11 protein-coding genes are annotated in these 16384 nt (G+C 47.9%); 1 reads left to right on the plus strand and 10 read right to left on the minus strand.

From position 1 onward, the window contains the following. The first annotated feature begins 67 nt into the window (after positions 1–67). Positions 68–2383, plus strand: a complete 2316-nt coding sequence (locus ICL80_RS01705; protein ID WP_194214406.1) for a TonB-dependent receptor — start codon at positions 68–70, stop codon at positions 2381–2383. Positions 2384–2457: 74 nt separating this feature from the next. Here the strand turns inward: ICL80_RS01705 and ICL80_RS01710 are convergent, their stop codons facing one another. The 10 genes from ICL80_RS01710 to ICL80_RS01755 all read right to left on the minus strand — a co-directional run bounded on the left by ICL80_RS01710 (position 2458) and on the right by ICL80_RS01755 (position 16384). Next, positions 2458–3039 carry a TetR/AcrR family transcriptional regulator gene (locus ICL80_RS01710; protein WP_194214407.1) on the minus strand — a complete coding sequence of 194 codons (582 nt, stop codon included), beginning with the start codon at positions 3037–3039 and terminating at the stop codon, positions 2458–2460. A 206-nt stretch (positions 3040–3245) separates the two neighbouring features. After that, positions 3246–4457, minus strand: a complete 1212-nt coding sequence (locus ICL80_RS01715; RefSeq protein ID WP_194214408.1) for an alpha/beta fold hydrolase — start codon at positions 4455–4457, stop codon at positions 3246–3248. A gap of 134 nt (positions 4458–4591) precedes the next feature. Further along, complete coding sequence (locus ICL80_RS01720; protein ID WP_194214409.1) at positions 4592–5533, minus strand: cyclase family protein; 942 nt, start codon at positions 5531–5533, stop codon at positions 4592–4594. Between the two features lie 58 nt (positions 5534–5591). Beyond that, entirely contained in the window at positions 5592–6923 is a 1332-nt protein-coding gene (locus tag ICL80_RS01725) for a spinster family MFS transporter (RefSeq protein ID WP_194214410.1), read from the minus strand. 89 nt (positions 6924–7012) lie between these two features. Beyond that, complete coding sequence (locus ICL80_RS01730; protein ID WP_194214411.1) at positions 7013–9274, minus strand: TonB-dependent receptor; 2262 nt, start codon at positions 9272–9274, stop codon at positions 7013–7015. 205 nt (positions 9275–9479) lie between these two features. After that, a complete protein-coding gene (locus ICL80_RS01735; protein WP_194215726.1) occupies positions 9480–10898 on the minus strand; it encodes an NAD-dependent succinate-semialdehyde dehydrogenase in 1419 nt (472 codons plus the stop codon). A gap of 86 nt (positions 10899–10984) precedes the next feature. Next, positions 10985–12721 carry an acetolactate synthase catalytic subunit gene (locus tag ICL80_RS01740; protein ID WP_194214412.1) on the minus strand — a complete coding sequence of 579 codons (1737 nt, stop codon included), beginning with the start codon at positions 12719–12721 and terminating at the stop codon, positions 10985–10987. A 392-nt stretch (positions 12722–13113) separates the two neighbouring features. Beyond that, positions 13114–13881 (minus strand): IclR family transcriptional regulator, encoded by a 768-nt coding sequence (locus tag ICL80_RS01745; protein ID WP_194214413.1) that lies wholly within the window; start codon positions 13879–13881, stop codon positions 13114–13116. Positions 13882–14039: 158 nt separating this feature from the next. Next, entirely contained in the window at positions 14040–14840 is an 801-nt protein-coding gene (locus ICL80_RS01750; RefSeq protein WP_194214414.1) for a 3-ketoacyl-ACP reductase, read from the minus strand. A gap of 125 nt (positions 14841–14965) precedes the next feature. Next, positions 14966–16384 carry an aldehyde dehydrogenase family protein gene (locus ICL80_RS01755; protein ID WP_194214415.1) on the minus strand — a complete coding sequence of 473 codons (1419 nt, stop codon included), beginning with the start codon at positions 16382–16384 and terminating at the stop codon, positions 14966–14968.

Raw genomic sequence — 16384 nt, forward strand, 5'->3', positions numbered from 1 at the left:
AGTGGCGTGCAGCAATAACATGCGGCGCGGCAAACGCCCGCTGCTATCCTCAGGAAAGGGAAATTTGATGAAAAACAGTTATCCTCGTGCGTTATTCATAGCTGGAATTATGGCGGGCACGACGCTATCCACAACAACTCTCGCTCAAGACAATACAGGCTTTCAACTTGAAGAAATTATCGTTACGGCACAAAAACGTGGCCAAGACATTCAAAACGTACCAATTGCGGTTTCTGCTCTAAGTGGTGCCAAAATTGAACAAAGCGGCGTGCGTAATGCAACAGACCTAACGAAACTTGTACCAGGCCTGCAAATCAATCAATTATTTCAGGCCTCGAATCCCACCATCTTCTTGCGCGGCGTCGGTGTGAATGATTTTAATGCTGCCTCTTCTGGTGCGGTCGGTGTTACCATTGATGACGTATTCCTAAACTCAAGCGTTGGTGCACTCTTCCAAATTTATGATATTGACCGCATTGAGGTTCTAAAAGGTCCGCAAGGCACTCTTTACGGCCGCAACACAACTGGCGGTGTTATAAATTTCTATACAAAACAGCCAACCTTTGAACCTGATTTGTCAGCATCCGTGACGTATGGTCGTTTTAACCAGCTATTCCTTGAGGCAGCAGGCGGCGGTGCTGTCATAGATGATACGCTTGCTGTGCGCGTCTCAGCATCTGTTAAACAGCGAGATGGCTGGGCAATTAACACCATCGACGGCCGTGACCTGAATGACATCGACAATTATGCAACTCGGTTACAGCTTCTTTTTAAACCGACTGATAACATTACAATTTCAAACAAGATTGAAGGCGGCCGCAGCGAAACCTCTGACATTGCTCACAAAGCACTTGGTACATTCAATGTTGTAGAAGGACGTGACTGTACTGGTGATGAAATCCTGGCAATCAATATCTGCGCAAACCCGCTAACAGGCTTCATACCCTCAGCCGACTTAAGCGATATGCCAACTGATATCTTAGATAACTATGAACGGCTAGATAACCTCAGTGACCGCCTATCTATTGTCTATGACGGCGAAAGCATAAGCGTTACATCAATAACAGGTTATGTAAGAAACCACCGCCGCCTAAGTACAGATGAAGACTGGTCACCTTATGCCATTGCAAGTGGCACGCTGTGGGATGAAACATCAGAACAAATCAGTGAAGAACTGCGTATTGCATCAAATGCAGGAGGCCGTCTGAACTGGGTTGTTGGTGCCTACTTCCTACACGAAAAGCTCGATAGCCTTGTTGACTTCACCTTCCTGCGTGAATTTAACCCTAACCCACTTGAGCCATATTTTGATCCTGCAAATTTTATTATGTACGTAGAGCGCACTTTTGAACAAACCACTGACAGCTTCGCAGGGTTCGCCCAAGCTGATTATGATGTAACAGACAAACTAACACTAACTGCCGGCATTCGCTATACAAACGACAAAAAAGACCTGACATTCCGCAGCGTCGCTTTTCCTGTAAATGCTGATGCTGACAGATCGCTTCGCCCGACAGAAGAGCCGGTTATCGGACTTGTGGACAGTAACCCACATGACCCTGCAATCGACGGCTTTGTTAACACAACAGACAAGCTGAAAAAGCCAACGTGGCGGTTTGCTGCAAACTATTCTTTTAATGATGATATCAGTGCTTACGCAAGCTACACACGCGGTGTGCGCTCTGGCGGTCACAACACCGGCGCCGTCTTTGAAATAGAAGAGCTTTCAGGAGTAGCCCCAGAACAGCTGGACTCGTTTGAGATAGGTATGAAGTCTGATCTGTTTGACCGTCATGTACGCCTGAACCTTGCAGCTTTCTATTATGATTATAAAGACATGCAAGTATTCAGCCTCGAATCGAACCCGGATGGGGCTATCCTGCAGCGCTTGCAGAATGCCTCAGCTGAAATTTACGGCGCTGAAATTGAGCTACAAGCAAGGCCACTACAGGGACTAGACATCAACTTTGGTCTATCCGCACTCCATGCCCAGTATACAAAGTTTGATGACCCAATTCGCGGTGATTTTGCCGGGCAGCGCCTAGACAAGACGCCAAAACTTCAAATGGCACTTGGTGCGCGCTATACGTTTAATGTTACTGATGATGCAGAAGCCTTTTTAGGTGGTAATTTTTCTTATCAATCAAAGGTTTACTTCAGCCCAGTGAACGAATCGCCAATGCAAAGCTCAGGTCACGGTGAGCTGGACCTAGATGCAGGTATATCCCTTCTGAATACAGGCGTCGAGCTGCACGCCTTCGTCAAAAACGTCACAGACAAACGCTATATTGCAGATATGAATGACCTGGCAAGCTTAGGTTTCTATTACACAATTTATAATGAGCCTAGAACGTACGGTTTAACACTCCGCTACAAAATGTAGCTTACCTATAAGCGCCCTTGGCACCTTCCCGGCTAGGGGCGCTTCTTACCTGTTATTCGTTTGAAACAGAGCACTCAGACCCCTGCAATAAGGGATCTGATAACAACAGCCACTTGATCTTTGGCAGGCTGTGAATTCTGACCATTTGCATACATAAGTGTAATACCATCAATCATACCAACATAGGTATCTATTGGAACATCATTTTTACCGCCAGAAATAAGGCTTATGAAAAATTCAATTGGTCGCTTGCCTGCAACCAAAAGCCTTTCACCAATATCTGATAATTCCTCATCACGGGCTGCAGCAAGTGTCAGTTCAATACGCGCCAACATCAAATGTTTGGCTTCATCAATTGTATCAATTAATTCCCCTGCCACATAATTAATCGCCTTATCGAGGCCGTCCTTGGCAACAACACCGGCAAAACCAACCTGAAGGCGGTCACAGTCTTTTTCCAGTTCAAGCGCCAAATGAAGCGCCGCTGCACGCAGCAAATCAGATTTCTTGGGAAAATAATAGCTGGTTGATCCCTGCGGTAAGCCCGCAGCAGCATCTGTTGCCCTGTGCGTGATGCCCGCCAAGCCCTTTTCTGCAAGAAGCAGAATGACGGTATCCAAAATGACAGAACGACGATCTTGTTTTGGGCTCTTCATAAAACTCTACACTTGTCATTATATCCACAACACAAAACTTATTGTGCTCAACAAAATAGAATTATGACACAACACTGAGCATAATTAAACCGCCTTATTAATATAAGGCGCGCAGCAGGGCTTAGACACCAAGGCCCCATGGTGATGAAAGACGATTCCAGAAATGTAGCCGCCTTCATTTATGACATGAACAAACGGCTATATTTTCAACTAATTCCTACCTCGTTTAAAAATTGACGTACAGCATCATTAAACTCAACCGGATTCTCGATCATCGGATAATGACCTGTACCCTCAAGGACAGTAACCTTGCTACAGGGAATTCTGGATGCTGTCTCGTCAACCTGCTGCTGTGACACAAGCCAATCAGCGTCACCCCTAATTAACAATAAAGGTGCCGTAATTTTTCCCACCTCACTGCGCATATCAAAACCGGCATAACCTGCTAAATCCCCCTTCATCACTTCAGGCACAGCACGTATTAATTGCCAAACCACTTCACGCGCCCGATCAGGCGGTGTGCGATTGCCGGTGATAGACTGAGAATACCCTTCCAGAATTTGCTGTCCGTTCACGAGCAGCATATCAAGCATGAATTTAGATATCGTCGGTGTATAATCGGCCCCCTCAGCAGAAATAATAGCCGCATACTTGTCTGGCCGCCTGCTCCCTAGCTCAAGCACCTGATTACCAGACATGGAACACCCAAGAATAACAGGGCGCACCAAACCAAGCTTATCCATCAGCTTCTCATTAAATTCACAGTGCTGTGTAAGGCTGGTAAACGGACCTGCTTCTGGCATTAAGCTTTTAGAGTGCCCTGGGGCATCGACAGTAATAACTCGAAATTTATCAGAAAGATTATCCAGAACATGCCGGTACATTAATGTATCCTGACAAGCGGCATGAAAGCAGATAAGGGGATACCCTTCACCAGCCTCTTCATAGTAAGTACGGATATCATCAACCTCGATATAACGCCCCGTCACTGCCCTGCCAGAGGGTTCAGGGTCTGGCGAATAGGATACTGCATCACAGCAACTTGTGCCGCCAACTCGTGACATTATCTCAAGCGCAAGCCACATGGTTTTGGCACTACGCATGGCTGCAGCGGCATCCCCCTCGATTGTGAGGTCGCCGTGGTCTTCAGAAAGGCCTCTGAAAAAGTCTGTCTCGCCAGAGAGAACGCGCTGCCATTCTGCCTCTGGGCCAACCAGCATAAAATCTGCTGGCAAAGCCTCTTCTGAGGAAAATACACCCTGGACTTTACCTGCCTGAATTTCAACAACACCGCTCAAAGTGCCACAGCGAAAACCAATGCGGCCAGAAAAATATGCTGTTGCTGCCGCCCACGCCTGATCGGCTATCAAGTGTTTTGTGTAGTCTTTCAGCCATTCTTTACCAAGAAAATTACTCATCTACTCTCCCCTCCCTGCGCTCAGCACCACCAGATCAAATAGAAAAAAGAGACACCCCCGGTTGGGAATTTACCAAAGGTGCCCAAATGCTACTTACGTAGCGGAGTTCAGACCGTTGGGCCTATCAAACCCTATTATTTGATAGCAATTGGATTAATCATCGCCTGAACAGTGCCCGCATAACGCGGTTGCCCAAGGACAAACATAAACTCATACACGCCGTCTGCAGCCAGTTCCCGCGTGTCAATGGCTTCCAAAAGGTACGTACCGTTTTCATAGAGCAAGGTGACATGAACATCAAAAACAGTATCATCAGCGAATGGAACAGCATCAATGCCCCACGTATCCGCACCAACAGCAATAACATTTTTACTGGCAAGATACTCAGCCCCCGCCCTATTCAGGCCCGGTTCGCCCGCACCAAAACGATCAGGGTCTTCATCCAGCAATGAGAGCCAGCCAGTGTGCAAGATAACAACATCGCCTTGGCGAATTTCAACACCCTGCTGTTCAGCCACCGCTTTCAGTTCATCTACAGTAACAACTTCACCTTCCTTAAGCCGCTCAACCCCACGGTATTTAGCAATATCTAACAAAATACCCCGCGTAACAATTGGGGGAATGTCAGCGGCACTTAGTTTTTTAACACCGGAAGGTGTGACAAAATCGATTGCCTTATTTCCATTATAGAAAGTGCCGTTCTGGCCGGCATGGGCAAGGCCATCAATCTGAGTTCCAATGCCCATCCAGCCCGTAATCATGTCATCGAGGTAACTTGCTTTATTGGATCCAAGTGTCGCGCCACCGTATTGGCCCGGCATAAACACATTAACGGCTATCGTGCGCGGGGCAACTGCTGGCGTTGAACTACTCACGGGAAGACCAAGGCCGTACACCTTACCATTTGTCACCAACCCTGCCGCTTTCAAAGCCAGCTCTGGTGTAAGATAGTTAGCTGATCCTATGGTATCATCCTTACCCCATTTTGAAGGGGCCTGATCCTCTGCACCTACAGGGCACAGAATGGCACCGCCAAGTACACATGTTAACAAAGCCTGTTTTATTGATTTCATCATAGTCATGCTCCTTTAAGCTATAGTGGCAAAGTTTCTGCTTCCACAAGGACCGGCAGAACTAACCCTTATTTTGGTTCAGCATTTTCCGAAGGGGCTTCAGGGCAAGGTAGCACAAAACACATCCACCAATGCCTGCTATCGCCCCAACAACACCAATCGACTGCCCAACAGCATTGTCATTTTTAAAAACATAATCTGTAAACATCGCCACCGCTGTTGGCCCCACAGCAAGCCCAATAATGCTAGTGACAAACAGATAAACAGCAGAAACCTGAGCCCGGTAATGGGGCGGCGTTGCCATTTGAAGGGCTGCCACACCTGAGCCAAACGGGAAAGCAACCAGAAAGAAAACAACACCCACAAAGAAAAACGAAACAGCGACAGAACCAGTCATTGTCGCACCCATCACAGCAGGCGCCAGCAAAATCGAACCCAGCCAAACACTACGCATCGCCCCGTCACTATAAGACCGGCTGTTTTGCAAGTAATCCGCTAAGCGCCCACCGGCAAATATGCCTAATGTACCAAATACCAATATAAGCACGCCTATATTGCGCGCCACTTCCCCAATTTGCATATCGTAAACGCGAACAAAATATGTCGGCAGCCAAGAAAATGTGCTGTAAGCAACTAGGGAAATCAGGCCCATTCCCAAAGCATGGCACAAATAAAACCGGGTGTGCCCGGCCATATAAGGCAGAACACCCCGCAAGAAAGAGGTCTCATGCTCTTCCAGCACCCCGCTTGATTTTCTCTCTGGCTCACGCACCCACTTTAAAATCACAAGTGCCACCAGCACGCCAGGAAGGCCAACCACCAAAAAAGCAGCCTGCCAGCTAGAAATATCCCCTAAAACTGGTACGGATAATTGCCCAAGGCTATCGATATAAGAAACCGTTGCACCGCCCAATATATAAGCAAGTCCAGAACCAATATACGGCCCAGCGCCGTAAACAGATAAAGCCGTGCTCAGGCGTTTTGCAGAAAAATAGTCGGTAATCATCGAATATGATGCAGGCGACAAAGCCGCTTCACCAACCCCAACACCCAAGCGCCCCAGAAACAGTGTCCAGTAGTTCTTAGAAATACCACAAAAGGCCGTCATAATAGACCAGATTGCAATGCCCCAAACAATGATATTCCGGCGCGAATGTTTATCGGCCCAGTTGGCGATACGAATACCCATCAAGGTATAAAACAAAGCAAAGGCAAGCCCCTGCAACAGGCTCAATTGTGTATCCGATATATGCAAATCTTCGCGAATAGGGCCAACCATCAGCGAAATAATTTGCCGGTCAATAAAAGACAGCGTGTATGCAACAAGGAGCATTACCACGACAACCCATGGATACAGACCATTTCTTAAATCGGTAGTTTTCTGCTTACTCATTCTCTTTACTCCCGCCTTTAAGAGAAAATAGCAGCGCCGATTTAAAGCCGACACTGCTATCTTATATCACCCTATGTCTTCAGTATTTCTTACCAGTCATACCGCAGTGATACACCGTATGTACGTGGTGTATTGTAAAACACCGGGAAGGCACCAAAGAGTGAATAGCTACCAACAGAGAATGTCTGATTTGTAAGGTTTTTACCCCATACAGACAGTTCCCAGCCACCTTCCACATTTAGTAGGCTCAGGCGGGCATTCACCAGCACATACGAGTCCTGCGCAAGCCAACCTAGGTTTTCAGCGTTCAGTTCGTAAGCGCCGTTATATTTACCGTCCACTTGAATTGTGGCTGTATAATTATCCGTGATAGGCTGTTCATAGCGCGCAAGTAGGGTGAAGGACTCGTTCGCTGCAAGCGGCAGTTCGTTACCGTCAAACAAAGCAAGTGCCGGATCTGTGCTATCCTCTTTCAGCTTGGTGTCAAGAAGCGTTGCAGAAGCCGCAAAATACAAGCTTTCTGTTGGCGCCCAGTTCAGATCAGCTTCAACACCATATACTTCAGCAGAATTCAGGTTAATAAGCTGGTTAAATGGCAGGCCAGCATTACTAACACGCTGCACCCGTACTTGCGGTGCTGAATAATCATAATAGAATGCTGCACCATTAAAGCGCACCTGACCATCAGCGAGTGTCGTTTTCCAGCCAAACTCGTATGATTTCAATGTTTCTTCACCGTATGGGTCAAGCTGCTGACGTGTGAAAGAGAAGTCACCGTCATAACCACCGCTTTTGAAACCTTTAGAGTAGCTGGCATAAAGCAGGATATCTTCGGTTGCAAAATAATCGATACCAATGCGACCAGAAAGGTTTGAGCCACTCACCTTATCATCGATAATTGCTTCATCCTCTGGATTAAGCCCAAAGTTAGCAATTGTCTCATTACCGAACTCATCAGTAAGCGTGTTAATGCTATTGAAATCACGTTGCTCGTATGTATAGCGAAGACCAAGTGTAAAGCGTAGTTTATCGCTAACAAAGTATTCTGCTTGGCCGTAAGCGGCGCCGTTGTCTGTTACCTGAGAAAACTCATTCCGGCACTGCGCGCCAAGACCAATAAGCAAGTTCAGGTCACCACAGAAAACCTGATCAATTTCATCATGGCTATAATAAAGGCCGGCGATCCAGAACAGGTTACCCATCGTTGCATTCAGGCGAATTTCCTGACTGAACTGATCAAAATTAATGTCATACGCATTACTGAACACAAAGAACGCCGAACCATCAGCATCCGCAGACTGTTGCTTGCTGGCGCTTTCATAAGCTGTGATCGATGTAAAGGCTACGTCGCCAAGATCAAAATCAAACCGGGCAGAAGCACCAAAGTTTTTCTCGTCATTTTCACCAACATAGTCGTTGCTGACAGTAAATTCGTCACCGTCTGTGTCAGAATACCCAAACGCATCACCACAAAAACGTGGGTCTGAGAAATCACCGCCAGTTGCTGTTGCTTCACACGTGCCGCTCACACCTGCAAGCTGCGTAAACCCAATCGGCGTTACCGGCAGTGTATCCGCACTTCTTTCACCGCCGTGAATGTTCAACAAGAGTGTCGCATTATCACCGAGGTCAATTTCTGTTAGCAAACGACCAGCCCAGTTAAAATCTTCACCGACGTTGCTTTTTACATTTTGGAAGTTAGGAGCAGGCCCAAATGGGTTCTGGGCATCTGTGAAGGTATTTGTGTAAATACCCTTGTCCTGATTGGAAAACTTACCAGCAAGACGCATTCTAACACCGTCAGTAACAGGGCCACCAATTGCTAAAGCGCCGTCAATTGTCTGGTAATTGCCATAGCCAATTTCGGCATAGCCTTCAAACTCGTCAGATGGGCGCTTGGTTGTATAGCTAACCGCACCGCCCGTCGTGTTACGGCCAAACAGAGTACCTTGTGGACCTTTCAACACTTCGACACGTTCCACATCGAAAATCTGAAAACCTGTTACAATGTTGGAACCAAGGTAAACTTCGTCAATGTAAACTGCTGCCGTTGGCGCTGTGTTTGGTGCAAAATCCTGCGTACCAACGCCGCGCACCACAAAAGATGGCTGGCTTTTACCGCGGTAGTTATAAATTTGAACGCCGGATACTGAATCCGCAATACCATCAGCTGATGACACACGCAGTGACCTAAGCTCTTCACCGCCAAAGGCTGCTACAGCAATACCAACATCCTGAACATTCTGTTCACGCTTTTGAGCGGTAACAACAATTTCCTCAAGACGAAACGGCTCATTACTCTCAGACTGCGCTATAACTGGTGACACAGACATCAGTGCCGTCCCCGCCATAATGCTCCCAATAAATAAAGAACTCTTTTTGAAAGCCTTCATCACTACTTCCTTCCCCTAGTAAATATGGCCAAATGTTTTTTGACCGCTTGTTGTAATTCCCCGCATCAAAGCCAATAAATTTCATATTACGCAATTATTTCACAATGTCAATATGTGAAAGAATATCAAATAATGAAATTATCGCCTTGTTTTAACCACACCTTTAGGCGAGATTGCCTATTCCCACATACTGCGTGGTCAGATATTCCTCTATGCCTTCTGCGCCGCCCTCTCGGCCTATACCTGAAAGTTTAACGCCGCCGAACGGCGCAGCAGGGTCAGAAATAACCCCAGCGTTAATGCCCAACATACCGGTGTCTATTTCAGACTTTATGCGCATCGCCCTATCAAGGTCGCTCGTATAAACATACGCGGCGAGGCCATATTCACTGGCATTTGCATGCGCAATGACTTCTTGCTCACTTGAAAAACCACAAATAGGTGCAACAGGCCCAAAAATTTCTTCCTGCATCACACGAGCATCAGCTGGCACATTCACCAAAATTGTCGGTGGGTAAAAATAGCCCGCACCATCAATGACAGCCCCGCCCTGCACAAGCCTTGCGCCACGGCCAACTGCATCCAGAACCAGCTTGTGTACATTCTCTCTGGCAACTGCACTGATAAGCGGCCCTATTATATCGCCTTCGATCGTACCGCGACCAATTGGCAGCGCAGCAAACCTCTGCCTGAGCTTTTCGGTAAACTCTTCCACAAGTGTGGCATGAACATAAAAACGGTTCGCGGCTGTACAGGCCTGCCCTATGTTGCGCAGTTTTGCCTGAACAGCACCTTCAACTGCAGCACCCACATCTGCATCTTCAAACACTATGAACGGCGCATTACCACCCAGCTCCATAGATATACGCAGTACGTTTTCTGCAGCGCCGACCAAAAGAATCTTGCCCACCCGGGTAGACCCCGTGAAAGAAATCTTTTTTAGCTTGTTATCTTTCAGCAACGCACCAACAACTTCACTCGAATGCGTGGTTGTAATTAGATTCAACACACCCGGAGGCAGGCCCACATCGTGCATGAGTGACACAAACATGCCTGCCGTAAGCGGTGTAAGCTCAGCAGGCTTTAAAACCATCGTACACCCAGCAGCCACAGCCGGACCCACTTTACGGGTAATCATCGCAAGCGGGAAATTCCACGGCGTCACCAATAGGCAAGGGCCTACAGGCTTTTTACTAATCAAATGTTGCAGCTTACCGTTTGGCGCCAACTGATAGCGGCCCTGTATGCGAACTGCCTCCTCAGAAAACCAGCGCAAAAACTCAGCTGCATACAAAACTTCGCCGCGTGCATCCTGCAAGGACTTTCCCATTTCCTGTGCAATAACACGGGCGAATGTATCTGCCTCATCAATCAAGCGGTCATATGCTCTGCGAAGAATTTCACTGCGCGCACGTGGGGGCCATGCAGCCCACTCGCCTTGTGCCTCATGCGCCGCATGTAGAGCCGCCAAGCTATCAGCAGGCGCCGCATCAGCAACATGAGCCAAGACTTTCCCTGTTGACGGATCTTCAACAGGGAAAGTAGCCCCAGTGGCCGCATCCTGCCAAACACCCCCCACCATTAATTGTGGGCATATCTGTGCCAATGCTTTTCTCTCCAGAAACTCTACAATGCTATTCTGGTCAGGTGCATTCACAGTTTCACACCCTATACTTTTGCTAACTTTTTGGGTGCTGGTTGCACGTTGACAAGATCTGCGTTCCCGTCAAAAATCCGCAGTGGCCCCGCCGCATCAGCGCTACTGATAACATCAATTAGTGTCACTTTATCCGAAGCAAGAGCACGCTTTAATGCAGGCGCAAAATCTTCCGGATCCTCAATACGGATTCCTTCCGCACCCACGGACCGCGCAACAGCAGCATGGTCAACAGCAGCAAATTCAATACCTGTCGTTGTTTTGCCAAACCCCAGCGCTTCACCGTGCTTTTGCATTGCAAGCTGCGCGTTATTCAACACAATAACAACAACAGGAATTTCTTCCCGCACGGCCATTTCAAGCTCAGCCCATACATGTGCAAAACCACCGTCCCCAACAAGCGCAATTGCCTTAGCTTCCGGACGCCCCAACTTTGCACCCACAGCGAACGGGAAACCCCAACCAAGCCCAGCTAACCCGCGCGGCGTCAAAAACCGCTGCCCAGCCTTGCGGGCTGTTAAATACCCCAGCACCCAAACCGACGAGTAGCTTGCATCAGCCACAACAATGTCATTTGGTGAAATAAGCTTGTCTAATTCAGACATCAAACGCTGCGGCATCACCGGCTTTGCTGTCGACTGACATACAGGCGCGATTGCCTGAGCCCGCGCCTTGCGCCCCGCAACAATATCGGCTTTTATCTTGGCACTTTTCTTGTGTCGCTTAGACAAATCTTCATATTCTAGCGCCGTCGCAAGATCAGCAACAGCAGACCTTGCATCACCAACGACCCTAAGCGCTTCGTATGTGCGGCCAACTTCTGTACCATCAACATCAATATGGATATAATTTGCTGTCGGTGATGTTAGGGTCCAGGAATCTGTTCCATTTTCATTTGTACGCGTCCCAATAAACAGAACAACATCTGCATTCTTAATTAGGTCACGGTGGGCATAAGCAGGCCCATTTTCACCTGTAATATTGGCGGCAACACCCATGGAAAGCTCGCTGGTTTCATCAACCGAGCCTTTACCCATATTTGTTGTCGCAACAGGAATTTGACCCACTTCAATCAGTCGCGCCAGCTCATTTGATGCTTGCGATGCAAGTACACCACCGCCAGCAATCACTAACGGCGATTCCGCTTCTGCCAGCATCCTTGCAGCAGCTGATACAGCAGCAGCCTCTGGGCGCGGCCGATCAAGTGGGAAGCTACCCAAATTTTGCTGCCGTTTAAATGCTGGTGGGTTGCTGGGCATGCGCAGTACGTCTTTTGCTAACAATAACACAACAGGCCCTGGCTTGCCGCTGTTCGCTGCCATCATAGCCAGATCAATATACTCAGCGGCGCGGTTAGGATCATCTAGTCTGCGAATCCACTTTGACACGCCCTGAAAAAGAGCAAAATGATCATATTCTTGGAATGCATTCCTATCGCGTTCGCTTGCTGGCACTTCCTGAACCAGTACCAGCATAGGAATAGAGACGGTTAGCGCTTCAGCCATCGGCGCAACCATAAGCGTTGCAGCTGGGCCATTCTGGGCAGCCACAACACCAATCTTATTTGTCACACGCGCATAGGCATCCGCCATCGCACCTGCGGCATTCTCTGTCCGGTACAAAAGTTGACGAATACCTTCCGCTTCAGCAGCCAACATCAGGGCTGTGGGATTGCTCTGACCAAAAATATACTCAACACCGTGACGCGTAAGAGCCGAGGCAATCGCCCCTGCAACAGTCTGGTTCATCAAATTTCTCCTTCCAGCGTAGCCGGGTGAGGCGTCATGGACCCCGTACTTTTACGTCACCTTCCTTGAAAATATCCGCCCCGGTTATTTTATATTGTGAAATATTTTCATTATTTGACATAATAAAAAGCGTTAGTAAAGGAATTTTTTTTATGTGCGTCGTGGATCACTTCGGGAAAAATGCACAGGGAAAATGCACCACAAAGGGCACCGTGCACTCGCAAAAAGCACGCCTTATATGGATAAAAAATATTACTTTTCAGATAGTTACAGAGGATATAAATTTTGACGGCACAAAAGCATAGTAAAGGAACAAGCTATCATATTGCTTGGCCAAGGGCCGAATGTACTGGCCGCAGACTAAACTGAAAAATCAGCGATAATGGATGTTTTTACTTGTCGGAAATATTCTTAAGCAGTTGGGTTGCCTCAGCAGCGCCTGCCAAAACAGCATTGATAAAACTGTCCCGCGACTTATCCATCCGGAAAGTAGGCGTTACAATGCCCACAGCCCCGATAACAGTGCCTGACGCATCAAAGATAGGAGCACCAATCGAAATGATACCTTCTTCAGTCTGATCATCTACGGACCAACCGCGAGCGACAATCTGAGGTAACTCTTTTTCGAGTGTTTTATATATAGTTTTGCGTTGCCGCTCTGGTGTGTTTGCAAGACATGCTTCCAGAATGTCGCTTCTTGTTGTCTCATCCACATGAGCTAAAACGGCCTTGCCTGCTGCACGCCGATATTCATGGCCCTGCAAGCCAACAAACAAGCCCGCAACCCTTAATCTGTGCGTTCCCTCGATCAACACCTTAAGAATAACATTCTTGCCGTCTCTCAGGGACAAAAAGGACGTTTCCAGTGTTTGCGAAGCAATACGTTTCACGACGCCCGCCAAATATTCTTCGGTATCCAAAGACCTTTGATAACTACGAAAGAGAATACCAACGCTTTCGCCCAGCTCCAGTTGGCCGTCAGCACCGCGCTTTATATAATCGCGAGCAACCAACGTCCGAAGTAGGTGATAACAGGTGGTAATATTCAGATTCAGGCCCTTAGAGACTTCTCGAATACTGGGAGGCTCTGCTGCGGCCGCCACAAATTCCAGAAATGATATCGCACGATCAACTGTCTGAAGTGTATTCTGATTATCCATACCAAATGCCCACTACAAATATGCACAGCAATGTGTACCTCAACGCGAAGGGGTAAATGATCCACTGGTTAGCGTCAAGTTCTATATATGAAATATGATCACTTCCTGCAGGTCTCACCCATATAGTGAAATCACATGATATGCTCAACATGATTTCACTATATATTTGCCACGTTCAAGCCTCCGGCAATCCACATGGGCTGACCTGTCATATAGGGGATACGTCCTGCTGCAAGTGATGCAATTGCCTGCCCCACATCCTCCGGTTTCCCCCAGCGAGGAATGGGCACATATCCCCGTGCCAGCAAGGCCTCGATTGTGTCATTCCCCACTTTAGCCGTCATCTCGGTTTGCATAAACCCCGGGCGAATTTCATGCACATGGATACCCGCTGGGGCCAATCGTTTGGCGAAAAGCTTGGTCACCATTGACAGAGCTGACTTGGTTACACAATATTGTGACCGATCAGTAATGGCAAAATCAGCTGCAATTGACGTAATATTAATAATAGACCTGTAAGCACCATCCGCCGGCTCACCCATCGCCAAAAGCTTGTTGGCAAACTTCTGGGTCAGAAAAAAAGTGCCCTTCAAGTTCACCTCAACCGATTTATCAAACGCAGTCGTATCAAGCTTGAGAATATCGGTTAAAGGTCGGGCTGCAATGCCCGCATTATTCACAAGGCAGTCAAGCCGTCCGAAATCACCTTCTATGGCGGAAAGAACTGTTTCGTGTCTTTCTGTATCGGCAATATCCATTTGATAGTACCGGCACTGTTTACCGGCACCGAGACGCGATGTTACCCCATCCGGCAGAGCAACATTCGCCGCTAAATCAACAATCGCAACATCAAAGCCCTCATCAAGCATTTCGCATACAGCCCCAAGACCAAGGCCCTGCAAGCCGCCAGTGACAATTGCAACAGGACGGTTGGTGCCTTCCCCGCGATGATTTGACATGATATTGCTTCCTTATCGTGCTTATCGTGAAAATAATTATACATCAGCACCACAGCCCTCAGGGATACGGCGCTGCAAAACCCAGGGAGATAACAGCATCCCCTCCCCAATATAAGCGCCGTTTCTTATGCCAAGGCTTTGACAGTAATTGTCTGCGTATTGGTGAACTCCAGCAGGCCTTCTATGCCATGCTCTACACCAACACCTGACTGCTTGTGGCCAGAGAAAGTTGCCTTGTGTGAGAAAGCAAACATCTCATTGATCCATACAGTACCCGTTTCAAGCTTTTTAGCAATTTCATATGCCTTATCCGTATCCGCAGACCAAACTGATCCCCCAAGGCCGGTGTCCGTATTGTTGGCGCGTTTAATCACATCGTCAAGATCATTGAATTTCAAAAGCGGCACAACTGGACCAAACGCTTCTTCCACAACTACTCGGGAATCCTCTGGTGGATTATCCACAATGGAAATCGGTATAAAATAGCCTTTTCCGTCAGGAATATCACCACCAAGCAGGAATTTATGACCCTTGCCATGCGAGTCTGCAATCAGGCTTTTAACCTTTTCAAATTGCATCTTGTTCTGCACCGGCCCAAGATCAACACCTTGCTTCGCACCGTCACCAACTGTCACCCCTTTGGCATATTCAACCAGCTCCCGCGCAACAGCATCATAAATGTCTTCGTGGATATAAAGCCTCTTGATAGCAACACAAACCTGCGCACTGTTAAAGAACGCCCCCCAGAACAAGGCAGGGACAATCGCCTTTGGGTCAACATCTGGCAATACAATCGCCGCGTCATTACCGCCAAGTTCCAGCGTAACCCGCTTTAATGTCGCTGACGCACTTTCCATTACCTTGCGGCCAGTCACTGTTGAACCGGTAAAAGAAACCTTGCCAATACCAGGGTGGTTGGTAATCCATTGCCCCAATTCATTACCGCCAGAGACAATGTTTAACACGCCCGCAGGCAGTATATCTTTCAGCGCCTCGCCTAGCTTTAGGGTTGCAAGCGGCGTATAGGGTGACGGCTTCAAAACAATCGTATTACCCGCCACAAGGGCTGGCGCTATTTTCCATACCATCATCAAGATAGGGACATTCCAAGGTGTAATTGCCCCAACCACACCAATCGGTGTATGGCGTATTTCAGTCCTGCGGCCGTCTTCTTCCATTATTTCTACAGGCAAGGTAAATTCTGCAGTACCCCGGCACCAGCCGGCGGACGCGTCAACTTCATATTCAGCGCCGCCACGCCCCTTACCTTGTTCAAGCGTTAGAAGTCTGCAAAACCCATCCCTATTATCTTCAAGGCACTTGGCAATCGCCACAACCATTTCTTGGCGCTCAGCAATGGGCCGGGCTGCCCATGCAGGAAAGGCAGCATTCGCGGCAGCCACTGCTTTATCAAGATGCTCATGGCTCGCATCCGGCATCTGGGCAAACACTTCTTCAGTTGCAGGGTTAATCACCCCCATAGTTTTATCGCTTGTCACCAGTTGACCATTAATCAACATTGCAAAATCACTATCAAACTTCAT

Source organism: Kordiimonas pumila (genome assembly GCF_015240255.1).
GTDB classification, from domain to species: domain Bacteria; phylum Pseudomonadota; class Alphaproteobacteria; order Sphingomonadales; family Kordiimonadaceae; genus Kordiimonas; species Kordiimonas pumila.